Origin of the sequence: Streptomyces sp. NPDC096040 (assembly GCF_040303265.1) — a bacterium.
Lineage (GTDB): Bacteria > Actinomycetota > Actinomycetes > Streptomycetales > Streptomycetaceae > Streptomyces.
Window position 1 is genome coordinate 58,293 of record NZ_JBEOTA010000035.1, and the last position, 19,274, is coordinate 77,566.

Consider the following 19,274-nt stretch of genomic DNA (forward strand, 5'->3'; position numbering starts at 1 on the left):
GGCTGCGAGAATCATGAAGATCCACAAGTACGACACCGTCATCGTCGGCGCCGGCGGCGCGGGCATGCGCGCGGCCATCGAGTCGACGAAGCGCAGCCGCACCGCGGTCCTGACCAAGCTCTACCCCACCCGCTCCCACACGGGCGCCGCGCAGGGCGGTATGGCCGCCGCGCTGGCCAACGTGGAGGAGGACAACTGGGAGTGGCACACCTTCGACACGGTCAAGGGCGGTGACTACCTGGTCGACCAGGACGCCGCCGAGATCCTGGCGAAGGAGGCCATCGACGCCGTCCTCGACCTGGAGAAGATGGGCCTGCCGTTCAACCGGACGCCCAACGGCACGATCGACCAGCGCCGCTTCGGCGGTCACAGCCGCAACCACGGCGAGGCGCCGGTCCGCCGGTCCTGCTACGCGGCCGACCGCACCGGCCACATGATCCTCCAGACGCTGTACCAGAACTGCGTCAAGGAGGGCGTGGAGTTCTTCAACGAGTTCTACGTCCTGGACCAGCTGATCACCGAGGTCGACGGCGTCAAGAAGTCGGCGGGTGTCGTCGCCTACGAGCTGGCCACCGGCGAGATCCACGTCTTCCAGGCGAAGGCCGTCATCTACGCCTCCGGCGGCTGCGGCAAGTTCTTCAAGGTGACCTCCAACGCGCACACTCTGACGGGCGACGGCCAGGCCGCCGTGTACCGCCGGGGTCTGCCGCTGGAGGACATGGAGTTCTTCCAGTTCCACCCGACCGGCATCTGGCGGATGGGCATCCTGCTGACGGAGGGCGCCCGTGGTGAGGGCGGCATCCTCCGCAACAAGGACGGCGAGCGCTTCATGGAGAAGTACGCGCCGGTCATGAAGGACCTGGCGTCCCGTGACGTCGTCTCCCGGTCCATCTACACGGAGATCCGTGAGGGCCGCGGCTGCGGTCCCGAGGGCGACCACGTCTACCTCGACCTCACCCACCTCCCGCCGGAGCAGCTGGACGCCAAGCTCCCGGACATCACCGAGTTCGCCCGGACCTACCTCGGTATCGAGCCGTACACGGACCCGATCCCGATCCAGCCCACCGCGCACTACGCGATGGGCGGCATCCCGACGAACGTCCAGGGTGAGGTCCTGATCGACAACACCACCGTCGTCCCGGGCCTGTACGCGGCCGGCGAGGTCGCCTGTGTGTCGGTGCACGGCGCCAACCGTCTGGGCACGAACTCCCTGCTGGACATCAACGTGTTCGGCCGTCGGGCGGGCATCGCGGCCGCGGAGTACAGCCACACGGTGGACTTCGTGGAACTGCCGGAGGACCCGGCCGAGTTCGTCGTCTCGCAGATCGAGCAGCTGCGCACCTCGACGGGCAACGAGCGGGTCGCCACGCTCCGCAAGGAGCTGCAGGAGACCATGGACGCCAACGTCATGGTGTTCCGCACCGAGCAGACGATCAAGACGGCCGTGGAGAAGATCGCGGAACTCCGCGAGCGCTACCTGAACGTCTCGATCCAGGACAAGGGCAAGCGGTTCAACACCGACCTGCTGGAGGCCATCGAGCTCGGCAACCTGCTGGACCTGGCCGAGGTCATGGCGGTCTCGGCGCTGGCCCGCAAGGAGTCGCGCGGCGGTCACTACCGCGAGGACTACCCCAACCGCGACGACGTCAACTTCATGCGCCACACCATGGCGTACCGCGAGGTGGGCGACGACGGCACCGAGTCCATCCGTCTCGATTACAAGCCGGTCGTCCAGACCCGCTACCAGCCGATGGAGCGTAAGTACTGATGGGAACCCCTGTTCTGGACAAGGCGGACGCGGCCGGCCAGCCCGAGCCCGGCTTCGCCGACTCCCCGTACATCACGGTCACCTTCCGGATCCGCCGCTTCAACCCGGAGGTCTCGGCGGACGCCGTCTGGGAAGACTTCCAGCTGGAGATCGACCCGAAGGAGCGCGTCCTCGACGGCCTCCACAAGATCAAGTGGGACGTCGACGGCACGCTGACCTTCCGCCGCTCCTGCGCGCACGGCATCTGCGGCTCGGACGCGATGCGGATCAACGGCAAGAACCGCCTTGCCTGCAAGACGCTGATCAAGGACATCAACCCCGAGAAGCCGATCACGGTCGAGCCCATAAAGGGCCTGACGGTCCTGAAGGACCTGGTCGTCGACATGGAGCCGTTCTTCCAGGCGTACCGGGACGTGATGCCGTTCCTCATCACGAACGACACCAACGAGCCGACGCGTGAGCGTCTGCAGTCGGCCGAGGACCGCGAGCGCTTCGACGACACCACGAAGTGCATTCTGTGCGCCGCGTGCACGTCGTCCTGCCCGGTCTTCTGGAACGACGGCCAGTACTTCGGCCCGGCGGCCATCGTCAACGCGCACCGCTTCATCTTCGACTCGCGTGACGAGGCCGCCGAGCAGCGCCTGGAGATCCTGAACGACCGTGACGGCGTCTGGCGCTGCCGTACGACCTTCAACTGCACGGACGCCTGCCCGCGCGGCATCGAGGTCACCAAGGCGATCCAGGAGGTGAAGCGAGCGCTGATCACGCGCCGCTTCTGATCCCGGCTCCGCCGCGACGTGGAAGGGCCCCGCTCCCGGGAAGGAGCGGGGCCCTTCCGCGTGTCGGCCGCCGGTGCGGGTGCACGGTTCTAACCTGACGGTATGTCAGATGACGAGTCGTACGAACTGCTCGGGTTCGACAACGTGCTGCTCCCCGTCGGGGACCTCGCGGATGCCGTCGGCTTCTACGAACGTGCCGGGTTCACGGTCGGGTTCCGGTTCGACGAGGGCGGGATCGCCCTGCTGAAGGTCGGGGGTGAGACGCCCGGGATTCTGCTGCGGGCCGAGGCGGGGCTGGGGCAGCGGACGCCGGTGTGGGCCGCGCCGCGGCTGTGGCTCGAGGTGCCGGACGCGCGGGTGGCGGCGCGGCGGCTGGCGGAGGCCGGGATCGCCGTGCTCGACGCGCCGTTCTCCGTCGCCACCGGGTGGACCGTCGAGATCACCGACCCCTGGGGGAACGTCCTCGGGTTCACCGACTACAGCAAGCGGCCGGAGTTGGCGCGGCGGGCGTGAACCGGGTTACTCCGCAACCGAGTTGAACATGTTCAAAAGCAGGTCTACAGTCATCCCTGTCAGCGTTTTGAACGCGTTCAAGAAGGGGTGGGGCATGGACCGCACGGTCATCGCCTACGTCATCTACCTGCTCGTCAGCATCGGACTGACCATCTGGGTGGCCCGCACGCTCAGCCGCAACGGGCGGATCTTCCTCTCCGACGTACTGCACGGGAACGACCAGCTCGCCGACGCCGTCAACCACCTTCTGGTGGTCGGCTTCTACCTCGTCAACCTCGGCTTCGTCGCGCTGTACCTGCACACCAGCGACACCGTCGACGACACCCGGGAGATCTTCGAGGCGCTGTCGGCCAAGCTCGGCGTCGTCCTGCTGGTGCTCGGCGTGATGCACCTCGGCAACGTGTACGTCCTCAACCGGATACGGCGGCGCGGGGTCATGGAGAAGGAGCAGCTCCCGCCCGTCCCGCCGCAAGGCTGGACCGCGCCGGCGGCCGGGGCGTGAGCACCGTGCCGACCACCGACGACCGGGGCGCCACGCGCGTCCCGGTCCGCGGGCTCACCGTGCTCTACGACGCCGAGTGCACCCTCTGCACCCATCTGCGGGACTGGCTCGTACGGCAGCCGCAGCTGGTGCCGCTCACCCTGGTCCCGGCGGCGTCGGACGAGGCCCGCGCCCGCTTCCCGGAACTCGACCACTCCGCCACCCTCGACGAGGTCACCGTCGTCGGCGACTCCGGGCAGGTCTACCGGGACACCGCAGCCTGGATCGTCGTCCTGTGGGCGCTCCGGGAGCAGCGGCCGCTCGCTCACAGGCTGAGCACACCGGCCGGGGCCCGGCTGGCCCGGGGCGCGGTGCTCGCCGCCGCCCGGTGGCGGGGCGCGCAGTGGGGCGGGAAGGTCTACCGGCGTCAGGACGGCTGGGTGTACGACCCCGGACTCGGGTGGATCTACGACCCTCCGGGCTGTGCCGGCGGCGTCTGCGCCACTCGTTAGGCTCTGTCCGTGTCCGCGAAGAACGACGGTCCCGTCGAGGCCGATACGCCGAGCAAGTCCGAGCAGACCCGCGCGCTGATCCTGGAGACGGCGATGCGGCTGTTCCGGGAGCGCGGCTACGAGAAGACCACCATGCGGGCCATCGCCACGGAGGCCGGGGTCTCCGTCGGCAACGCGTACTACTACTTCGCCGGCAAGGAACACCTGATCCAGGGCTTCTACGACCAGCTCGCCGCCGAGCACCGGGTGGCGGTCCGCGAGGTCCTGGACCGGGAGACCGACCTGGAGGCACGGCTCGCGGGCGTCCTCAAGGTGTGGCTGGACATCGCCCGGCCGTACCACGAGTTCGCGGTCCACTTCTTCAAGAACGCCGCCGACCCCGACAGCCCGCTCAGCCCCTTCTCCCCGGAGAGCGAGCACGCGCGCGTGGAGGCGATCAGCGTGCACCGGGAGGTCCTGGCCGGGGCGAAGACCAAGGTGGCGCCCGAACTCCGGGACGTCCTGCCCGAGTTGATGTGGCTCTCGCAGATGGGCCTCGTCCTGTACTGGATCTTCGACCGGACCGAGGGGCGCGAGCGCAGCTACCGGCTCGCCGAGCGGGGGGCCCGGCTGACCGCGCGAGGCGTGTCCCTCGCACGGTTCCGGGTGCTACGGCCGCTCGTGCTGGAGGTGCACGAACTGTTCACGGACTTCCTGCCGGGGATGACGCGGGTGCTGCGGGATCCGGCGGTCAAGGGGCGCCGGGGCGAGTGATCACTTTCGGGTGAAGACTCTGTGCAGCACATGTCGGCTGCCCGGCGCTCAACAATGTGACCGTGTCTCCCAAAGCCATGACGCTCACTGCCGTTGCCGACGAGATCATGGAGCGCCTACCGGGCTGGCGCGCCGAAGTCATCCACGGTCAGCTCCTGATTTCTCCGCTCCGTGACGCCTCCCACGCCTGTGCCCTCACCGACCTCTTGGTCCGCTTCGCTGCGGTGGGACTGCACGGCACGGACACGGACGTCCTCCAGAATGTCGGCCTCCGGCTACCGACGGGCGCGGATGACTACGCGATCCCCGACCTCGTGATCGTGGACGCCGACATCGACGACCACCTCGTCGAGAACAACTGCTGTGCCCCTGCCTGCTTCCGGCTTGTCCTGGAAGTCACCTCCAGCTACAGGACAACCGATCTCCACATCAAGGCCTCGGCGTATGCCGCGGCCACGATCCCCGTCTACGTCACCGTCGACCGGGAGCAGCGCAGGCTGCACGTCCTCACCGCCCCCGTCGGTGGCGTGTACACGGACCACCGCGTACACGCCACCGACGAGATCGTCACCCTGCCCGACTCCATCGGCGCCAAGGTCACCCTCGACGTTGATCAGATCCTCAAAGCCGGGCAGCGGAAGGTCAGTTGACCGCGTCCACTTCCCCCTCCGCCAGCTCCACGTCGAACACCAGCGGCCCCTCGCTCACCACCACATGCCGGGCCTTCGAGCCGTACGACGTCGACGTCACCGCCAGCAGGTAGGAACCCGGCGCCGGGACCGACACGATGTAGGAGCCGTCCGCCAGGGACGTCACGCGGTCCAGTTGGCGCCCGCCCTTGGACATCAGGGTCACCGACGCTTCCTCCACCGGGTCACCGTCCGTCGTACGCACGAAGCCGTGGATCACCGTGGCCGGGCCGGCCGGCTCGGCGGGCTCCGGGGCGGCCGCCTCCGCGGGCTCCACCGCCAGGTGCGGCAGCCGCTTCTCCAGCCAGTCCGGCAGCCACCAGTTGGACGTGCCGAGCAGATGCATCGCCGCCGGGACCAGGGCCGTACGGAGTATGAACGCGTCGAGTGCCACCGCCGCCGCCAGGCCCACGCCGGCCATCGCCGCGCCCGAGTCGCCGCTCAGGACGAAGGCCAGGAAGACACAGACCATGATCAGGGCGGCGCTGTTGATGACCCGGCTGGTCTCGGCGAGGCCGACCCGGACCGCCCGCGCGTTGTCCCTCGTGTGCACCCACTCCTCGTGCATCCGGCTCACCAGGAACACCTGGTAGTCCATCGAGAGGCCGAAGAGGAGGGACAGCATGATGACCGGGAGGAACGCGTTGATCGGGCCCTCCTTGCCGAGGCCCAGCAGGTCCAGGCCCCAGCCCCACTGGAAGACCGCGACCAGGACGCCGAAGGAGGCCGCCGCCGCGATCAGGTTCATCACCGCCGCCGTCAGCGGGACCACCAGGGAGCGGAAGGCGATCAGGAGGAGCAGGAAGCCCAGGCCGATGATCGTGGCGATGAACAACGGCAGACGGTCGCCCGTGACCGTGGCGAAGTCCTTGGAGACCGCCGTCACGCCGCCCACGTGGGCCTGGGCGCCGGCCTTCGGGATCACCTGGTCCCTGAGCGTGTCGATCAGGTCGTCCGTCTCCTTGGACTGGGGGGACGTCGTCGGGACCACCTGGATGACGGTCACGCCCTGCGCGGGCGGGAGCGCGGCGACCCGGGCGACTCCGGAGGTCGCCTTGATGCCCTGGACCAGCCGCGCCGTGTCGCCGCCCGCGCTGACCACCTGGAGCGGGCCGTTGAAGCCGGGGCCGAAGCCCTCGGCGAGCAGGTCGTAGGCCTTCCTGGTGGTCGTGGACGCGTCGTCGTTGCCCTGGTCGGTGGCGCCGAGACGGAGGGAGAGGACCGGGATGGCGAGGACCGCCATGACGACCACGGCGAGCGCGGCGATACGCCTCGGGCGCTTCTCGACGTTCACCGACCAGCGGGCGGCCAGGCCGCTCGCCTTCTCCGTTTCCGGGCCCTCGGCGGCCAGCCGGCGGCGCTGGCGGCGGCTGAGGACGCGGGGGCCGAGGATGCCGAGCAGGGCCGGGAGGAGGGTCGTGGCGGCCAGGACGCTGAGCACCACCGTCAGGGACGTGCCGATGACCACGCCGTCCAGGAAGCGGAGCCTGGTGACCAGCATGCCGGCCAGCGCGATACAGACCGTGCCGCCCGCGAACAGCACCGCCCGGCCCGAGGTGTTGAGGGCGGTGACCGCGGACTCCTCGGGGTCCATGCCGCGCAGGATGCCCTTGCGGTGCCGGGTGACGATGAACAGGGCGTAGTCGATGCCGACGCCGAGGCCGATCAGGGAGGCGAGCAGCGGGGCGATGTCGGGGATGTTCGTGGTGTGGCTGAGGAGCTGGGTGGAGAACAGGCCCATGCCCACGCCGAAGACGGCGATCGCGATCGGAAGGGTCATCGCGAAGAACGAGCCGAAGGCCAGGAAGAGGACGACGGCCGCCGCGATGATGCCGACCATCTCGGAGAGGCCCTGGGGCGGCTCCTGGACGCGCTGGATGGCCTGCCCGCCCAACTCGACCTGGAGTCCGCCGCGTTCGGCGTTCTGGGCGGTGTCGACGACCTTCTGGACGACGTCCTTGGGGATCTCGTTCGCCCGCTGGACGAAGGTGAGCTGGGCGTACGCGATCCTGCCGTCCTGGCTGATCTGCGCGGCGCCCCCGGTGCCGGCGTAGGGGCTGGTGACCGCGCCGACGCCCTTCAGCTTCGCGATCGTGTCGAGGGCCGGCTGGATGCGGCTTTGGACCGCCTGGTCCTTGACCGAGCCGTCGGTGACCTTCCAGACCACGGTGTCCGTGTCGCCCGAGGTGTTCGGGAAGGCCTTCTGCATAAGGTCGTACGCGCTCTTGGAGTCCGTGTCGGGGAGGGAGAAGACGTTCGCGTAGTTCGTGCCCGCCGTCGAGGCCGAGAAGCCCACGCCGAACAGCGCCCCCACCCACAGCAACAGGACCACCAGCCGGTGCCGATAGCACCACCGTGCCAATGCCGTCACGCTCAACAGCTCCTTGATCGAAGTCAGTTCGGTCGGTTGGTCCCCCAGGTCCTGGGCAACAGGATTGGTGGCGGGACGCCCGCCGGGACACGCGGCGCGCACGACTCTCAAGGAACTCCAAAGCTGTGAGCCCCCGGCTGTCAGTGGTCGCGCCGATACTGGGGGCATGACGGCTCCAGGCAGCACCGTGCTGATCGTGGAGGACGAGCCGAGCATCGCGGACGTCCTCGCCATCGCCCTGCGCTACCACCGGTTCGAGGTGATGACGGCCGCTACGGTCCGGGACGCCCTCGCACTGGCCGAGCGCACCCGCCCGGACGCGGCCCTGCTGGACGTGATGCTGCCGGACGGCGACGGCCGGGCCCTGGCCCGCGAACTGCGCGCGCGGCAGCCGGACCTGGCGCTGGTCTTCCTGACCGCGCGGGACGCGCCCGCCGAGATAGTCGGCGCGCTCGGCTACGGCGACGACTACATCACCAAGCCGTTCAACATCGACGAGGTCGTCGCCCGCATCGGCGCGGTGCTGCGCCGCACCCGCCCGGCCGACGTCATCCAGCAGCGCCCGCCGCTGCGCTACGGCGACCTGGAGCTGGACGAGACGACGTACTCGGTGCACCGCGCCGGGCGCACGGTCGAGCTGACCCCGACCGAGTACGCGCTGCTGCGCTTCCTGGTGCGTAACGGCGGCCGGATCGTCCCCAAGGAGCAACTGCTCAGGCACGTCTGGCAGTACGAGCACGCGCCGTCCGAGTCGACCGTCGTGGAGACCTACATCAGCTATCTGCGGCGCAAGCTGGACACCCTGGGCGCGCCGGTGATCACCACCCGGCGGGGCGTCGGATACGGCCTGGCATGAACGTCGGGAAGCGCCGGCACCGGCACGGCATGCACTCGCTGCGCGGCAAGCTGACCCTGGCCAACGTGGGCCTCCTTGCCGTCGGCATCGTGGTGGCGACCACGGTCAGCATCATGGGCATGCGGCTGTACCTGCTCGACCAGGTGGACTCCTCGCTGCTCAAGATGCGTACCTCGCTGGGGAGTTCGGGGCTCACCCTGCGGCAGGTCGACTCGCTGGGCGCACTCGGCGTCATCCGCGACCGGGTCGTGCCGGCGCAGTCCGACCCGGCACCGGGCTCGATCTTCGCCGTGGTCGACACCAAGGGCAGCGCCGTCGAGGTCTTCGACATGGCGCCGACCGAGGCCCAGCGCGGTCTGGCGGCCGCCGTGCACGACCCGCGTGCCCTCGCCGCCGCCCCCGACCCGGGCGATGTCACCGTGCACGGGGCGATGTACCGGGTGACGGCGACCCGGCTCGCCGACGGCCCCTACATCCTGCTGGCCACCTCGACCGAGCTGCTGCACGAGGGCATAGCGAAAGCGCTCCGGCTCGACTTCGCCGTCGGCACGGTACTTCTCGCGCTGCTGGCCTGTCTGACCATGTTCAGCGTGCGACGCCGGATGCTGCCGCTGGAGGACATGGTCGAGACGTCGTCGGCGATAGCCGAGGGGGACCTGACCCGGCGGGTGCCGTCGAGCCAGCACCCGACGGAGGAGGTCGAGCAGCTGCGGCTGGCCCTCAATTCCATGCTGCACCAGGTGGAGACGGCATACCGGACACGCGAGCGCAGCGCGGCCCAGCTGCGCCGGTTCGTCGCCGACGCCTCGCACGAGCTGCGGACGCCGCTCGCCGCCATCCGCGGCTATCTCCAGCTGTACGACAAGGGGATGCTGCGTGAGCCCGGGGAGCGGCGGCGGGCCTGGGACCGGATGCACGGCGAGGTGGACCGGATGGGCCGGCTCGTCGACGAACTGCTGCTGCTGGCACGGCTCGACCAGCGGCCCGAGATCCGGTTCCGGAACGTCGACGTGAGCCGACTGGTGCGGGACGCGGCGGAGGATCTGCGGGCACAGCAGCCGGGGCGGCCGGTGGCGGTGACCGCCGAGGGGGCGGTGCTGGTGCGGGCCGACGAGTCGGGGCTGAGGCAGGTGCTGGGGAACCTGGTGGCCAACGTCCGTACCCATACACCCGTCGAGGCGGCGGTTCGACTGGGGGTGGAGCGGTCGGACGGGGTGGTGCGGGTGTGTGTGGCGGACGAGGGGCCGGGGCTGGCGGAAGAGGACGCCGCGCGGATCTTCGACCGGTTCTTCCGGGTGGGGAGCGCGCAGGGGAGCGGGCTGGGGATGGCGATCGTGCAGGGGGTGGTGGACGCGCATGGCGGGGAGGTGGCGGTGAACACCGCGCCCGGAGAGGGGCTGACCGTGACGGTGACGTTGAGGTGCGGGTGAGTTTCGGGTGCGGGGTGCCTACGGCTGGAGCCACGTTCAAGGATCAGCCAGAACCAGCGCCCACACCGTCTTTCCGTGTGCGCCCCTGCTCCATACCCCCCACGCCGCCGCGATCGTCTCCACCAGGTGCAGGCCCCTGCCCGTCTCGTCGTCGTCCCTGACGATCCGGAGCCGGGGCTCCACCCGGCCCTCGTCGGAGACCTCGATCAGGCACGAGCCGTCCGCCAGTGCCGTCACCGCCACCTCGAACTCCCGCTCAAGCAGCGGGCCGTGGCGTACGACGTTGGTGGCCAGCTCGGACACCAGCAGCATGGCGTCACCGACCGCCGGCTCGTCCGGGCCGTGTCCCCAGTCGCCCAGATGGTCCCGGACCCGGTGCCGGGCCACGCCCACGGACGCCGGGTGCCGGGGCAGCCGGAAGGAGTTGCGTCTCAGCACGTCTGCTCCTCACCCCACGCACACCTCCGTCACATGGTGCTGCGTCGGGTGCCCGCCCGTCAGATCCACTCCAGACTCCACAGCCGGAACACGCCCGTGCTGTCCGTGAGGTACTGGGTGCCGCCCACGTCCTCGCTGCTGACGACGTAGTCCGTGCGCTGCCAGAGCGGGATCAGCGGCACGTCGTTGGCCACGTCCGTCTGGATGGTGCGGAAGTCGTGGTCGACGCGGGCTCGGTCGGCGTACTGCTGGCTGTGCAGGATGAGGTCGTCGACGGCCTTGTTGCTGTAGCCGGTGCTCATCACGGAGTCGCTGCCGACCAGGGAGGCACCGAAGGTGTCGGGGTCGGGATAGTCGGCGACCCAGCCGACCGCCCAGGCGTCCATCTTGCCCGTGGCCCACGACTTCTGGAAGTCGGTCCACTCGTATCCCTTGACGTCGACCTTGAACAGGCCGCCCGCCTCCAGCTGCTTCTTCAGCGCGGCGGCCTCCTCGGCGCCCGCGCCGTGGCCGATGCCGTAGCCGAAGGAGAACTCGACCGGGGTGGAGACGCCGGCCTGCTCCAGCAGTGCCTTCGCCTTGGCGACGCTCTGCGTGGGGTACTGGTCGAAGAAGGACGTGGTGTGGCCGGTGAGGCCGGCCGGGATCAGCGAGTACAGCGGCTCCACCGTCCCGTCGTACACGGTGGCGGCCAGCTCCTCGCGGTTGACCAGCCAGGCCAGCGCACGGCGGACGAGAACGTCGCGCAGGGCCGAGTTCTTACGGGTGTTGAAGTAGAGGTTGCGGGTCTCGGCGCTGTCGGCCTCCGTGACCCGCTGGTCGGGGTCGCTCGGCGAGAGCTTGGACACCATGGCCGGCGGCAGCGTGCGGGTGGCGACGTCGACCTGCTTCGCCTTGTACGCGCTGCCGAGCTTCGCCGAGTCGGGGTAGTAGTCCAGCTCGATGGGCCGGCCGGTGCCGCTGATGTCGCCCTTGTAGTGGTCGTTGGGCTGCAGGGACGCCTGCTTGCCCTTCGTGTACGACGTCAGGCGGTACGGGCCGGTGCCGTCCACCGAGTTGTCGGTGCGCAGGCTGTTCGCCGGGTACTTGTCCTTGTCGACGATCGCACCGGCGCCGGTGGCCACCTTGAACGGGAACGTCGCGTCGGCGGACGACAGGTGGAAGGTGACGGTCCTGCCGGAGGCGGTGACCGAGGAGAGCGTCGAGAGCAGCGAGGCCGGACCGACATCGGAGTTGATCTTCTTGACCCGGTCGAAGGAGTACTTCACGTCCTCGGCGGTCATCGCCCGGCCGCTCGGGAAGGTGATCCCGTCCCGGAGGACGCAGCGGTACGTCCGCAGACCGGTGTCCGAGAACTTACAGCTCTCGGCCGCGTCCGGGACCGGCTCGACACCGCCGGGCTCGAAGGTGAGCAGCGACTGGAAGACGTTGTTGAACAACGCCCAGGAACCGGCGTCATAGGCGCCTGCCGGGTCCAGCGAGGTGACGGCGTCGGTCGTACCGACGGTGATCGTCTTGTTCTTGTTCTCCTGCGACGGCAGCAGCTGCCAGCCGCCGATCCCCACGATCGCCAGTACGAGAAGCGTCACGAGAATCCGCATGCGAACAGATCGCATGGTTGGTGCCCTCCCCAGGACCCTCACGGATCCGTTCCAGGCCCTACCCAGGCCCTCCACAAGTGCCACTCCCCTAAGTGACGCGGATCACCTAACCACAGGTGTTTCGTGTGGGGGAAGAGTGATCTGACTAGATGAGGAAGAACTTACCGAGCGCTTGTTTCCGCCGGATTTCACAGCTCCTCCACAGGCACCCGGCGTTCAGGCCTGCTTCGACGGCGCCTGTCCCTATGACGTTCGGCGCAGTGCGCGTACTCCACGCAACCCGATGACCCCGATGACCGTCCCCAATACGAAGGAAACGACGGCCAGCGTCAGGTGGATCCAGAAGTACGCCGTGGGGTGGCCGTCGTCGAAGGCAAGCCCGCTGCCGTCCTTGACCAGATTCTTGATGAAAGTGATCCAGATGAACCAAGACCACACTCCGAACGCGAGCAGGAACCAGGACACCGGGCGACTGAGCTTCATGGGTTCAGTATCGCCGTCGGCTGTCCGGTTCCGTGTCCGGGGTGGGGTCGGTGACGGGACTTCGCCCTCCGTGCCAGGTACGTTCTCGTCCGTGTCCGCACCGAAGCCCCATGCCGGCCGATCTCTGCTGGTCGCCTCCGCCGCCCTGCTGTCCCTGTCGCTCACCGCGCCGGCCGCGCTCGCCGCACCCACCCCCTCGACCAGTCCGTCGGCCACTCCCCCGGCGCACATGTCGACGGTCGGCGGCGCCCGGCTGGGGCAGCCCGGTACCCAGGTCGATCTGGCCGCCGGGGTGCCGGTGCTGCCGAAGGACATCACGGCGCGTTCCTGGATCGTCTCCGACGCCGAGTCGGGCGAGGTGCTCGCCGCGCACAACGCGCACTGGCGGCTGCCCCCGGCGAGCACCCTGAAGATGCTGTTCGCGGACACCGTGCTGCCGCGGTTCCCGAAGTCGACCCCGCACAAGGTGGTGCCGACCGACCTCGCGGGCTTGGGCGCAGGCTCCAGCCTGGTGGGGATAAAGGAGGGCCAGACCTACACGGTCCACGACCTCTGGCTCGGTGTCTTCCTTCGCTCCGGCAACGACGCCGTGCATGTGCTGTCCGCGATGAACGGCGGTGTCGACCAGACCGTCCGGGACATGCAGTCCCACGCGGACGACCTCCAGGCGCTGGACACGCATGTGATCAGTCCGGACGGGTACGACGCGGCAGGGCAGGTGTCGTCGGCGTACGACCTGTCGCTGTTCGCCCGTTCCGGGCTGCAGAAGAAGGACTTCCGGGAGTACTGCTCGACCGTGCGGGCCGCGTTCCCGGGCGAGACGACGAAGAACGCCAAGGGCAAGTCGGTCCGTGAGTCCTTCGAGATCCAGAACACCAACCGGCTGCTGAGCGGCGACACCGACCTGCCGGTCTACCAGGGCATCGCGGGTGTGAAGAACGGCAACACCACCAACGCGGGCGCCACCTTCACCGGGGTCGCGGAGCGGGGCGGCAAGGTGCTGCTGGTCACCGTGATGAACCCGGAGAAGAAGGAGCACAACGAGGTCTACAAGGAGACCGCCAAGCTGTTCGACTGGGGTTTCCAGGCGGTCGGCAAGGTGACTCCGGTGGGTGAGCTGGTCCCGCCGAAGGGGGCGGTGGACTCCAGTACCCAGCCGGGGACGACCGCCTCGGCGTCGGCGTCCGGGTCCGGGAAGGGTGCCGGGTCGAAGACGGTGGCCGCGTCGTCCACCGACGGCTCCAGCGGGGTCGGGGTCGCGCTGGCGATCGCGGGCGGGGCGCTGGTGCTGCTGGTGGGCGCGGCGTTCCTGGTCAACCGCCGTTGGCCACTGCCGGACCTGGTGCGGCGGCGGACTCGTCCGTGATCTCGGTGCTGCTCTCGGTCGCCGTCCAGGCGGCGCAGAACAGGACGAGTTTCGAGGTGAAGTTGATCCACAGCAGCAGGGCCACCGGGACGCCGAACGCGCCGTACATGCTCTTCGTTGCGACGCCCTGGATATAGCCGCTGAGCAGCAGCTTGAGGAGTTCGAAGCCGACCGCGCCGATCAGGGCGGCGACCAGCAGGCGGCGGCGCGGCGGTTCGACCCCGGGCAGCAGGGTGAGGACGTAGAGCAGGACCAGGAAGTCGGCGACCACCGCGACGACGAAGGCGATGACGCGCAGCAGCAGGCTGCCCCAGCTGTGCCTGTCGATGCCGAGCTGTCCCGCCGTCCAGCCGACGGCCGCCGAGGCGATCGTGGACACGACGAGGGTGACCAGCAGCGCGCCGCCGAGGCCGATCAGGATGCCGGCGTCCTTGGCCTTGGCGACGATCGGGTTCTTGTCCTTGTCCGGCAGCTCCCACACCGTGCGCAGACAGTCCCGCATCTGGCCGACCCAGCCGATGCCGGTGAACAGCAGGACGGCACCGGCGATGAGACCGACGGTGCCGGCGTTCTGCGCCAGGGAGTTGATGTCCAACTGGTCGGAGATCCCCGGGAACTGGTCGGCGATCTTGTTCTGCAGGCTGTGCTGCTGTGACTCGCTCAGTGTGGCGGCGGCGATGGCGGCGGCCACGGTCAGCAGCGGGAAGAGCGAGACGAAGCTGATGAAGGTCATGGCGGCGGCCAGCCGGGTCCACTTCACCCGGTCGAGCCGCTCGTACGACCGCCATGCGTGCGTGCCCATCAGCCAGCCGACGAGCGGGCCGACGACGGGGAGTTTTCTCAGCCAGTCCATGATCCGACTCTGCCCCCTGCGCGGAATACCAATGTGCGGGTACCCCAGAAGCGCAGAACTGTGGCGAGCGCCATGCCGATGACCGCGCCGGAGACCGTGTCGGCGCGCTGTGAGGTGAGGCCGAGGCCGTAGTGGCTGACGGCGAGGCAGAGCAGCTGGACCAGGGCACCGGCGAGGTTCACGGCGACGAAGACGGCGTAGGGGCGCGCCCCGGGCACGCGCGCCTGGCGGTAGGTGCCGCGCGCGTTGCCGAGGTAGGCGACCGTGCAGCCCGCCAGGAAGGACAGGGACTTGGCGGTGAGCGGGTCGAGGGCGGCCGGGCCGCGCAGGCAGCTGAAGAGGGTGAGGTCGGCGGTGTAGGCGAGCAGGCCGACGGTGGCGAAGCCGATCAGCTCGCGCGGGTGCGCGCTCACCAGTGGGCCACCGCGAGCCCGTACATCGCGAGCCAGGCCAGGCCGATCAGAGCGAGGGCGCGGTCGCGCAGGACGACGTCCTCGGGTTCGCCGGCGGTGCCCCGGTCGGCGAAGACGGCGTAGCGCAGGATCGCCAGGATGAAGGCGACCATGGACAGCTGGCGCCACGGCAGCAGGCCGGCGGCGGGGGTGCGGTGGCCCTCCAGAGCCCACAGGCAGTAGGCGAGAACGGCGACCCCGGCCGCGAGCTGCCAGACGAAGCGCAGGTAGCCGGTGGTGTACTCGGTGAGCAACGCGCGCGTGGCGCCCGCTTTTCCGGCCAGCTCCACGGCCTCGGAGTAGCGCTTGGCCGACACCATGAAGAGCGCGCCGAAGCCGGTGGTGATCAGGAACCAGCGGGACAGCGGGATGCCGAGCGCGACCCCGCCGATCACCGCCCGCATCAGGAAGCCGGTGGTGACGACGACGAGGTCGACCACCAGGACGTGCTTCAGGGCGACGCAGTAAGCCAGTTGCATGCCCAGGTAGGCGATCAGGAGGGCCGGGACGAGGGGCGGGGTCAGCCGGGTGGCGAGCAGCGGTCCAAGGACGGCCAGGACGCCTCCTGCCGCGTAGGCGACGGGGACGGGGACCTGCCCCGCGGCGACGGGGCGGCGGCACTTGGTGGGGTGGGCGCGGTCGGCGTCGGCGTCACGGGCGTCGTTGATCAGGTAGACGGCGGCGGCGCAGGCCGTGAAGAGGACGAAGGTGACGGTGAGGGTGAGCAGCGCGTGCGCGGAGAAGAGCCGGCCGGCGGCGGCCGGGGCGGCGATCACGAGGCTGTTCTTGACCCACTGCTTGGGGCGGGTGGTCCTCAGCAGGCCCTTGAGGAGACCGCCGGGGGTGACACGCGCGCGTGCCGGGCCGTGCGCCGGTCCCTGCGGTCGGGCAGGGTGGCCGCGCCGGTCGTGCAGATTCGTTTCAGCAATGCCGTCGGCTGTCGCTTCCGTGCCGTCGGCCGTCGCTTCCGTGGCGGCGTGCGCGGTCTCGGTCACACCCGCCTCCCCGCATACGAGGCACCTGGCACTCCCCCGCGCATCCAGCGCGCCCCGGCGCGCGCCGTGAGCGCCCCCAGGGCCGCGCCCGCCGCGACGTCCGTCGGGTAGTGCACGCCGACGACCAGCCGGGAGAGGCACATGGCGGCCGCCAGGGGCGCGAGGGCGGGCGCGCCGAGCATCCCGAAGGCGACGGCGGCGGCCGCGGCGGAGGTGGCGTGCGAGCTGGGGAAGGAGTGCCGGCCCGCGGTACGCACCCGGGGCCGGACATGCGCGGGGCGCGCACGGCGCACGATCCGTTTGACGCCCATGCTGCTGAGGTGCGCGCACGCGACGAGCGCCGTGCCACGCAACCAGGCGCCGCGCCGCGCGCCGTCCACGGCGGCTCCGGCGAGGCCCGCCGCGAGCCAGAGCGCGCCGTGCTCACCGGCGAGGGAGAGACCGCGCGCGGCCGACGCGACGCGTGGATCGGCACCGCAGGCGTGCAGCGCGGAGAGGATCCGGTGGTCCATGTCGTCCATTGGACTCACTGTTCACCTTGGCCACGCCAAAGCGACGACCATATTGAGCGACATTCCGATAATCACCCGTTTCGGGGAGTCAGGTGATCTTCCGTAACCAATCGCCAATAGCACTCATAACACCCATACGGCAGCGATACGGTCGTCCTCATGCCTGGAAAGCCTGGAGGGCCCGCAGGTCCCGCCGAGTCCGCACCCCCCGGAACCACCGTCCCCGTCACCGGCTGGGGCCGCACCGCCCCCACCGCCGCCCGTCTGATCCGCCCCCGGACCTACCAGGAGGCGGCGGACGCGATCCGGAACTGCGGGGCGCGGGGCGGTATCGCGCGGGGCCTGGGGCGCGCGTACGGGGACGCGGCGCAGAACGCCGGCGGTGCCGTGCTCGACATGACGGGCCTGGACCGCATCCACGCCATCGACGCCGACGGCGGCACCCTCCTGTGCGACGCGGGGGTCTCCCTGCACCGCCTGACGGAGGTGCTGCTGCCGCTCGGCTGGTTCGTCCCGGTGACCCCGGGGACCCGCCAGGTGACGGTGGGCGGCGCGATCGGCGCCGACATCCACGGCAAGAACCACCATGTCTCGGGATCGTTCTCCCGTCACGTGCTGTCCTTCGAACTCCTCACCGCCGACGGCCAGGTCCGTACGGTGAGCCGCGGCACCCCGCTGTTCGACGCGACGGCCGGCGGCATGGGTCTGACCGGAGTGATCCTCACGGCGACCGTCCGCCTTCTCCCGGTCGAGACGTCGTACATGGCGGTCGACACCGAACGCGCCACCGACCTCGACGACCTGATGAACCGCCTGACCACCACGGACCACCGCTACCGCTACTCGGTCGCCTGGATCGACCTGCTGGCGCGCGGGGCGGCGACCGGGCGCGCGGTGCTCACGCGGGGCGACCACGCGCCACGGGAGGCGCTCGGCGAGGACTCACGCGCCGGGCGTGCACCACTCGCCTTCCGCCCCCGTCGGCTCCCGGCCGCCCCCGCGTTCGTCCCCGAAGGCCTCCTGGGCCGCACCACCGTCGGCCTCTTCAACGAGCTCTGGTACCGCAAGGCGCCACGCGCGCGTACCGGCCGACTCCAGCGCGTCTCCGCGTTCTTCCACCCCCTGGACGGCGTCCCGAACTGGAACCGCGTCTACGGCCGCGGCGGGTTCGTGCAGTACCAGTTCGTCGTCGGATACGGCCAGGAGGACGTCCTGCGCCGGATCGTGGCCCGTATCTCCGAACGCCGCTGCCCGTCCTTCCTGGCCGTCCTCAAGCGCTTCGGCGAGGCCGACCCCGGCTGGCTCTCCTTCCCCGTGCCCGGCTGGACCCTCGCCGTCGACATCCCTGCCGCCCTGCCCGGCCTCGGCGCGTTCCTCGACGAACTGGACGAGGAGGTCGCGGGCGCCGGCGGCCGCGTCTACCTCGCCAAGGACGCCCGGCTCCGCCCCGACCTGCTCGCCGCGATGTATCCGCGGCTCGCCGACTTCCGTGCCCTGCGCGCGGAGTTGGACCCGCACGGGGTGTTCGTCTCCGACCTGTCCCGCCGCCTCGGCCTCTAGGAGCTGTCAGCTGTCATGAAGGACGCCTTCGGAATGCCCCAGTCCCTGCTCGTCCTCGGCGGTACGTCCGAGATCGCGCTGGCCACCGCGCGCCGGCTGATCGCCCGCCGCACCCGCGCCGTCTGGCTGGCCGGCCGCCCCTCCCCCGCGCTGGACCGGGCCGCCGAGCAGCTGCGCACCCTCGGCGCCGACGTCCACACCGTCGCCTTCGACGCGCTCGACCCCGAGTCCCACGAGACCGTCCTCGGCAAGGTCTTCACCGAGGGTGACATCGACATGGTCCTGCTGGCCTTCGGTGTCCTCGGCGACCAGGCGACCGACGAGCGGGAGCCGGTGAAGGCCGTGCGGGTGGCGCAGACCAACTACACGGGCGCCGTCTCGGCGGGCCTGGTCAGCGCACGCGCCCTGCAGACCCAGGGCCACGGCTCACTGGTGGTTCTGTCCTCGGTCGCCGGGGAGCGGGCGAGGCGCTCCAACTTCATCTACGGCTCGAGCAAGGCGGGCCTGGACGCGTTCGCCCAGGGCCTGGGCGACGCGCTGCACGGGACGGGCGTGCACGTGATGGTCGTACGGCCGGGGTTCGTGCGGTCGAGGATGACGGCGGGGTTGGAGGAAGCGCCCCTGGCCACGACCCCGGAGGCGGTGGCGACGGCGATCGAGACGGGCCTGCGCAGGCGCTCGGAGACGGTGTGGGTGCCGGGTGCGCTGCGGGTGGTGATGGCGGCCCTGCGGCACGCACCGCGGTCGGTGTTCCGACGGCTGCCGATCTAGTGTGGTGCGCCAGAAATCACGAGGGTAAGTTGCTACCCTGTTCGGGTGTCAGGTCCTGGGCCTTCTGCCGTGTCAATCTCGCTGTCTGAGG

At 70.1% G+C, this 19,274-nt stretch carries 20 protein-coding genes; 12 read left to right on the forward strand and 8 right to left on the reverse strand.

The features are described 5' to 3' along the window. Positions 1-13 precede the first annotated feature (13 nt). The 7 genes from sdhA (at position 14) to ABTY98_RS35290 (ending at position 5,456) form a co-directional block, all read left to right on the forward strand. The gene (gene sdhA, locus ABTY98_RS35260) at positions 14-1,768 is read left to right on the forward strand and encodes a succinate dehydrogenase flavoprotein subunit (protein ID WP_352225181.1); all 1,755 of its coding nucleotides are present in this window, start codon (positions 14-16) and stop codon (positions 1,766-1,768) included. Beyond that, positions 1,768-2,547: a succinate dehydrogenase iron-sulfur subunit gene (locus tag ABTY98_RS35265; protein ID WP_352225182.1), complete on the forward strand. Its 780-nt coding sequence runs from the start codon at positions 1,768-1,770 to the stop codon at positions 2,545-2,547. The genes sdhA and ABTY98_RS35265 overlap by 1 nt, the downstream gene beginning before the upstream one ends. Before the next feature lie 102 nt (positions 2,548-2,649). Next, positions 2,650-3,060: a VOC family protein gene (locus tag ABTY98_RS35270; protein WP_352225183.1), complete on the forward strand. Its 411-nt coding sequence runs from the start codon at positions 2,650-2,652 to the stop codon at positions 3,058-3,060. A gap of 94 nt (positions 3,061-3,154) precedes the next feature. Then, on the forward strand, positions 3,155-3,562 hold the full coding sequence (locus tag ABTY98_RS35275; protein ID WP_352225184.1) for a hypothetical protein: 408 nt from the start codon (positions 3,155-3,157) through the stop codon (positions 3,560-3,562). Continuing rightward, positions 3,559-4,053: a thiol-disulfide oxidoreductase DCC family protein gene (locus tag ABTY98_RS35280; protein WP_352225185.1), complete on the forward strand. Its 495-nt coding sequence runs from the start codon at positions 3,559-3,561 to the stop codon at positions 4,051-4,053. Before ABTY98_RS35275 ends, ABTY98_RS35280 begins: the two co-directional genes overlap by 4 nt. 9 nt (positions 4,054-4,062) lie before the next feature. After that, positions 4,063-4,806, forward strand: coding sequence for a TetR/AcrR family transcriptional regulator (locus tag ABTY98_RS35285; protein ID WP_352225186.1), 744 nt, complete (start codon positions 4,063-4,065; stop codon positions 4,804-4,806). Positions 4,807-4,883: 77 nt separating this feature from the next. Beyond that, positions 4,884-5,456, forward strand: coding sequence for a Uma2 family endonuclease (locus ABTY98_RS35290; RefSeq protein ID WP_352225202.1), 573 nt, complete (start codon positions 4,884-4,886; stop codon positions 5,454-5,456). Here ABTY98_RS35290 and ABTY98_RS35295 read toward each other — a convergent pair. Continuing rightward, a complete protein-coding gene (locus ABTY98_RS35295) occupies positions 5,449-7,857 on the reverse strand; it encodes an MMPL family transporter (protein WP_352225203.1) in 2,409 nt (802 codons plus the stop codon). The genes ABTY98_RS35290 and ABTY98_RS35295 overlap by 8 nt on opposite strands. A 175-nt stretch (positions 7,858-8,032) precedes the next feature. Here ABTY98_RS35295 and ABTY98_RS35300 point away from each other — a divergent pair, with 175 nt between their 5' ends. Together ABTY98_RS35300 and ABTY98_RS35305 are read left to right on the forward strand one after the other, a co-directional pair. Further along, a complete protein-coding gene (locus ABTY98_RS35300; protein ID WP_352225187.1) occupies positions 8,033-8,722 on the forward strand; it encodes a response regulator transcription factor in 690 nt (229 codons plus the stop codon). After that, the gene (locus ABTY98_RS35305; RefSeq protein WP_352225188.1) at positions 8,719-10,152 is read left to right on the forward strand and encodes a sensor histidine kinase; all 1,434 of its coding nucleotides are present in this window, start codon (positions 8,719-8,721) and stop codon (positions 10,150-10,152) included. Before ABTY98_RS35300 ends, ABTY98_RS35305 begins: the two co-directional genes overlap by 4 nt. A gap of 36 nt (positions 10,153-10,188) precedes the next feature. Here ABTY98_RS35305 and ABTY98_RS35310 read toward each other — a convergent pair whose 3' ends face one another. The 3 genes from ABTY98_RS35310 to ABTY98_RS42415 all read right to left on the reverse strand — a co-directional run bounded on the left by ABTY98_RS35310 (position 10,189) and on the right by ABTY98_RS42415 (position 12,866). Next, complete coding sequence (locus tag ABTY98_RS35310) at positions 10,189-10,590, reverse strand: ATP-binding protein (RefSeq protein WP_352225189.1); 402 nt, start codon at positions 10,588-10,590, stop codon at positions 10,189-10,191. Between the two features lie 59 nt (positions 10,591-10,649). Then, positions 10,650-12,206 (reverse strand): ABC transporter substrate-binding protein, encoded by a 1,557-nt coding sequence (locus ABTY98_RS35315; protein ID WP_352225190.1) that lies wholly within the window; start codon positions 12,204-12,206, stop codon positions 10,650-10,652. A gap of 228 nt (positions 12,207-12,434) precedes the next feature. Then, on the reverse strand, positions 12,435-12,866 hold the full coding sequence (locus ABTY98_RS42415) for an SCO4848 family membrane protein (RefSeq protein ID WP_502994431.1): 432 nt from the start codon (positions 12,864-12,866) through the stop codon (positions 12,435-12,437). Between ABTY98_RS42415 and ABTY98_RS35325 the strand changes: the two genes are divergently transcribed. After that, on the forward strand, positions 12,766-14,040 hold the full coding sequence (locus ABTY98_RS35325; RefSeq protein ID WP_352225192.1) for a D-alanyl-D-alanine carboxypeptidase family protein: 1,275 nt from the start codon (positions 12,766-12,768) through the stop codon (positions 14,038-14,040). The genes ABTY98_RS42415 and ABTY98_RS35325 overlap by 101 nt on opposite strands. Here the strand turns inward: ABTY98_RS35325 and ABTY98_RS35330 are convergent. From ABTY98_RS35330 to ABTY98_RS35345, 4 genes are all read right to left on the reverse strand, one after another. Beyond that, entirely contained in the window at positions 13,988-14,893 is a 906-nt protein-coding gene (locus tag ABTY98_RS35330; protein ID WP_352225193.1) for a YihY/virulence factor BrkB family protein, read from the reverse strand. The genes ABTY98_RS35325 and ABTY98_RS35330 overlap by 53 nt on opposite strands. Further along, positions 14,881-15,306 (reverse strand): GtrA family protein, encoded by a 426-nt coding sequence (locus ABTY98_RS35335; protein ID WP_352225194.1) that lies wholly within the window; start codon positions 15,304-15,306, stop codon positions 14,881-14,883. The genes ABTY98_RS35330 and ABTY98_RS35335 overlap by 13 nt, the downstream gene beginning before the upstream one ends. Then, positions 15,303-16,274, reverse strand: coding sequence for a decaprenyl-phosphate phosphoribosyltransferase (locus tag ABTY98_RS35340; protein WP_502994432.1), 972 nt, complete (start codon positions 16,272-16,274; stop codon positions 15,303-15,305). Before ABTY98_RS35340 ends, ABTY98_RS35335 begins: the two co-directional genes overlap by 4 nt. Positions 16,275-16,336: 62 nt before the next feature. Then, on the reverse strand, positions 16,337-16,861 hold the full coding sequence (locus ABTY98_RS35345; RefSeq protein WP_352225195.1) for a phosphatase PAP2 family protein: 525 nt from the start codon (positions 16,859-16,861) through the stop codon (positions 16,337-16,339). 150 nt (positions 16,862-17,011) lie between these two features. Here ABTY98_RS35345 and dprE1 point away from each other — a divergent pair, with 150 nt between their 5' ends. Together dprE1 and dprE2 are read left to right on the forward strand one after the other, a co-directional pair. After that, the gene (dprE1, locus tag ABTY98_RS35350; RefSeq protein ID WP_352225196.1) at positions 17,012-18,412 is read left to right on the forward strand and encodes a decaprenylphosphoryl-beta-D-ribose oxidase; all 1,401 of its coding nucleotides are present in this window, start codon (positions 17,012-17,014) and stop codon (positions 18,410-18,412) included. A 15-nt stretch (positions 18,413-18,427) separates the two neighbouring features. Then, positions 18,428-19,183, forward strand: coding sequence for a decaprenylphospho-beta-D-erythro-pentofuranosid-2-ulose 2-reductase (gene dprE2, locus ABTY98_RS35355; protein WP_352225197.1), 756 nt, complete (start codon positions 18,428-18,430; stop codon positions 19,181-19,183). The last annotated feature ends 91 nt before the right edge of the window (positions 19,184-19,274 follow it).

What these genes read in the sequence shown, in the direction of transcription:
- ABTY98_RS35330 (WP_352225193.1), bottom strand. Translation starts at nt 14,893, where the DNA reads ATGGACTGGCTGAGAAAACTCCCCGTCGTCGGCCCGCTCGTCGGCTGG.
- ABTY98_RS35290 (WP_352225202.1), top strand. Translation starts at nt 4,884, where the DNA reads ATGACGCTCACTGCCGTTGCCGACGAGATCATGGAGCGCCTACCGGGC.
- ABTY98_RS35265 (WP_352225182.1), top strand. Translation starts at nt 1,768, where the DNA reads ATGGGAACCCCTGTTCTGGACAAGGCGGACGCGGCCGGCCAGCCCGAG.
- ABTY98_RS35305 (WP_352225188.1), top strand. Translation starts at nt 8,719, where the DNA reads ATGAACGTCGGGAAGCGCCGGCACCGGCACGGCATGCACTCGCTGCGC.
- ABTY98_RS35275 (WP_352225184.1), top strand. Translation starts at nt 3,155, where the DNA reads ATGGACCGCACGGTCATCGCCTACGTCATCTACCTGCTCGTCAGCATC.
- ABTY98_RS35345 (WP_352225195.1), bottom strand. Translation starts at nt 16,861, where the DNA reads ATGGACGACATGGACCACCGGATCCTCTCCGCGCTGCACGCCTGCGGT.
- ABTY98_RS35315 (WP_352225190.1), bottom strand. Translation starts at nt 12,206, where the DNA reads ATGCGATCTGTTCGCATGCGGATTCTCGTGACGCTTCTCGTACTGGCG.
- dprE1 (WP_352225196.1), top strand. Translation starts at nt 17,012, where the DNA reads ATGCCTGGAAAGCCTGGAGGGCCCGCAGGTCCCGCCGAGTCCGCACCC.
- ABTY98_RS35300 (WP_352225187.1), top strand. Translation starts at nt 8,033, where the DNA reads ATGACGGCTCCAGGCAGCACCGTGCTGATCGTGGAGGACGAGCCGAGC.
- dprE2 (WP_352225197.1), top strand. Translation starts at nt 18,428, where the DNA reads ATGAAGGACGCCTTCGGAATGCCCCAGTCCCTGCTCGTCCTCGGCGGT.
- sdhA (WP_352225181.1), top strand. Translation starts at nt 14, where the DNA reads ATGAAGATCCACAAGTACGACACCGTCATCGTCGGCGCCGGCGGCGCG.
- ABTY98_RS35270 (WP_352225183.1), top strand. Translation starts at nt 2,650, where the DNA reads ATGTCAGATGACGAGTCGTACGAACTGCTCGGGTTCGACAACGTGCTG.